The organism is Streptomyces sp. SM1 (genome assembly GCF_002910825.1).
GTDB lineage: Bacteria > Actinomycetota > Actinomycetes > Streptomycetales > Streptomycetaceae > Streptomyces > Streptomyces okerensis.
The window spans coordinates 1-2,086 of sequence record NZ_NEUB01000836.1; the positions used below are offsets into that span (position 1 = coordinate 1).

Below are 2,086 nucleotides of genomic sequence, written 5' to 3' on the forward strand. Positions count from 1 at the left end.
GTAGAGCGCGTGGACCTTTCCGTCCCTGGCGGCAGGGTTGACCATGAGCGTGACGAACGGTTCGTCGCGGGTGGCGAGGAGGGCGTCGTGGATGCGGCGGGCGGTGCCGGTCTTTCGCCAGGTCGGGCGGACGCCGATCTCCTTCAGGGCCACGGCTGGGCGCTCGGTGTACTTCTCGGCCGGCGTCGGGCTGGTGCGCTGCCAGTAGCGGTCGCCGTGCTCGATGGTGTTGCCGTAGGCGTAGCCGATCGGGTGCCCGTCTGCGTATGCGAGGACGGCCGTGAGCCCGGCTCGGTGCCGTGTCGGTCCAGGCGTTCGCCGAACGCGGTGACGGCGTAGTTCGGCAGGTGGAGGAGTGGGGCGCGTACGTCGGCGTACACGTCGAGGAGGTCGCCGCGGGCGGTGTCGAGGGTGGTGAAGGTGCGCAGTTCGATGGCGGGCGCCGTGGTCATGCGGCCATCCTCCAGGTGGCGGTGTGCTCGGTCCAGGTCTGTGCGGTGGAGCTGCCCGGCGCGGTGGCGCGCAGTGCGGCCCCGAACTCCTGCAGCATGCGCGTGACCCGGGCGTGCTGGGTGGCGGCTTCGGCGGGGACCTACATCGCGGTGGCCGTGGCGGCGTCGGGGTCGCCCTGGGCGAGCTGGGCGTGGGCGAGCCGGGTCGTGGTGATGGCGCGGGACCGGACTATGTGGGGTCGGAGGGCGGACAGGCAGCGGTGGGCGTGGTACTCGGCGGTCGAGTAGTCGCCGAGCGCCAAGTGCGCGGATAGGGCCAGGGAGTCCAACTCGGCTTGGTCGTAGAAGGCGAGCATCCACACCGGCCGGTAGTCGGCGGGATTGGCGCGCAGCATGGCGTCCTGCGCCTGCTCGAAGGCACGGCGGGTGCCGGTGCGGTCCTGTGCCGTGCCGTGGATGGCGCCCTGGCGGGCCAGGCCGAGGGAGGCGAACAGGGGGTCTCGGCGGGTGAGGTGCAGGTTGCGGGCGACGTCGTTGGCGGCGAGTGCGTCGGCGGGTCGGCCCATGTGGCGGTACATGGTTCCCGCGTGGCTCCAGATGCGGAACTTGATCGCCTGGTCGCCGGACATCTCGGCGAGGGCCTGGGCCTCGCGCATGTGCGCCTTGGCGACGTCGTAGCGCCGACCGTCGATGGCGGCCCACATCGCGGAGGAGCGGAAGGCGGCTGCTGAGGCGTAGAGGTTGCTTCGTACCCGCTGGGTGGCGCTGCCCGCGTTCTGGAGATTGAGCGCCTCGTCGGCGAGAGCGGCTGCCCGCTGTTCGATGCCGAGTTGTCCGCCGTGGCGGTGGTCACTGGCGATGATCTCGGCGAAGCGCTTGTTCAGGCGGTTGACGTCGCTCATGCCGATACGGCGCGGCGATGCGGTGCCGGGTGCGGCTGCTGCGGCGGCAGCCGCCGCGATGCTGCCGACGAGGGTGCGGCGCTTCATGTCGGGGTCCTCCTGCTGTGGTGGGGCCGGGGTGGACGACGACCGGCCCCGTGGCACGAACCCTAAAGCGACGGCGGGTAGTCCGGTGACGTCCTCAAGTGCCTTGCGGGCAGCGGACTTTGGCCAGGTCACCGACTCTGTTGCTGAATTGCCTGCAGGGGTGCGGGGCGGCCCGGCATGATCGTTGGTGCGGTCGTTCTGTATGCCCCGGCCGTAGGGGGTCGGTGCGGTGTCCATGCGGCCGGGGGGATTGCCGCCCGTTCCTGAGCAGACCGCCAGGACGGCTCGCGCCGCCTTCCCCGGTGGCAGCCTGCCCATGCGCCTGCGTGACCACCTTGCCGAGGTCTTCGACGACGCGTTGTTCACCGATGCGTTTCCCAGCCGTGGGGCTCCCGCCCAGTCCCCGGCGCTGCTTGCCCTGGTGACGGTGCTGCAGTTCACCGAGAACCTCACCGACCGGCAGGCCGCGGACGCGTCACGGGACCGTCTTTCGTGGAAGTACGCGCTGGGCACGGAGCTGTCCGATGCCGGCTTCGACTTCTCCGCGTTGTCGAAGTTCCGTGCCCGGCTGGTCGGGCACGGCCTGGAACGGACGCTCTTCGACAGGCTCGTCGAGCACTGCCGCGAGGCCGGGCTGATCAAGGC

At 70.9% G+C, this 2,086-nt stretch carries 1 protein-coding gene and 2 pseudogenes; 1 reads left to right on the top strand and 2 read right to left on the bottom strand.

All coding sequences use genetic code 11. From position 1 onward, the window contains the following. Together B9S61_RS26865 and B9S61_RS26870 are read right to left on the bottom strand one after the other, a co-directional pair. A pseudogene (locus tag B9S61_RS26865) lies at positions 1 to 452 on the bottom strand (GNAT family N-acetyltransferase); the annotation flags it as partial. Further along, positions 449 to 1,573: pseudogene (locus B9S61_RS26870) on the bottom strand (XRE family transcriptional regulator); the annotation flags it as partial. The pseudogenes B9S61_RS26870 and B9S61_RS26865, both read right to left, overlap by 4 nt. Positions 1,574 to 1,757: 184 nt before the next feature. Between B9S61_RS26870 and B9S61_RS26875 the strand changes: the two are divergent. Further along, positions 1,758 to 2,086 (top strand): transposase (locus B9S61_RS26875; RefSeq protein ID WP_181007547.1); only part of this gene is annotated, 329 nt, incomplete at its 3' end.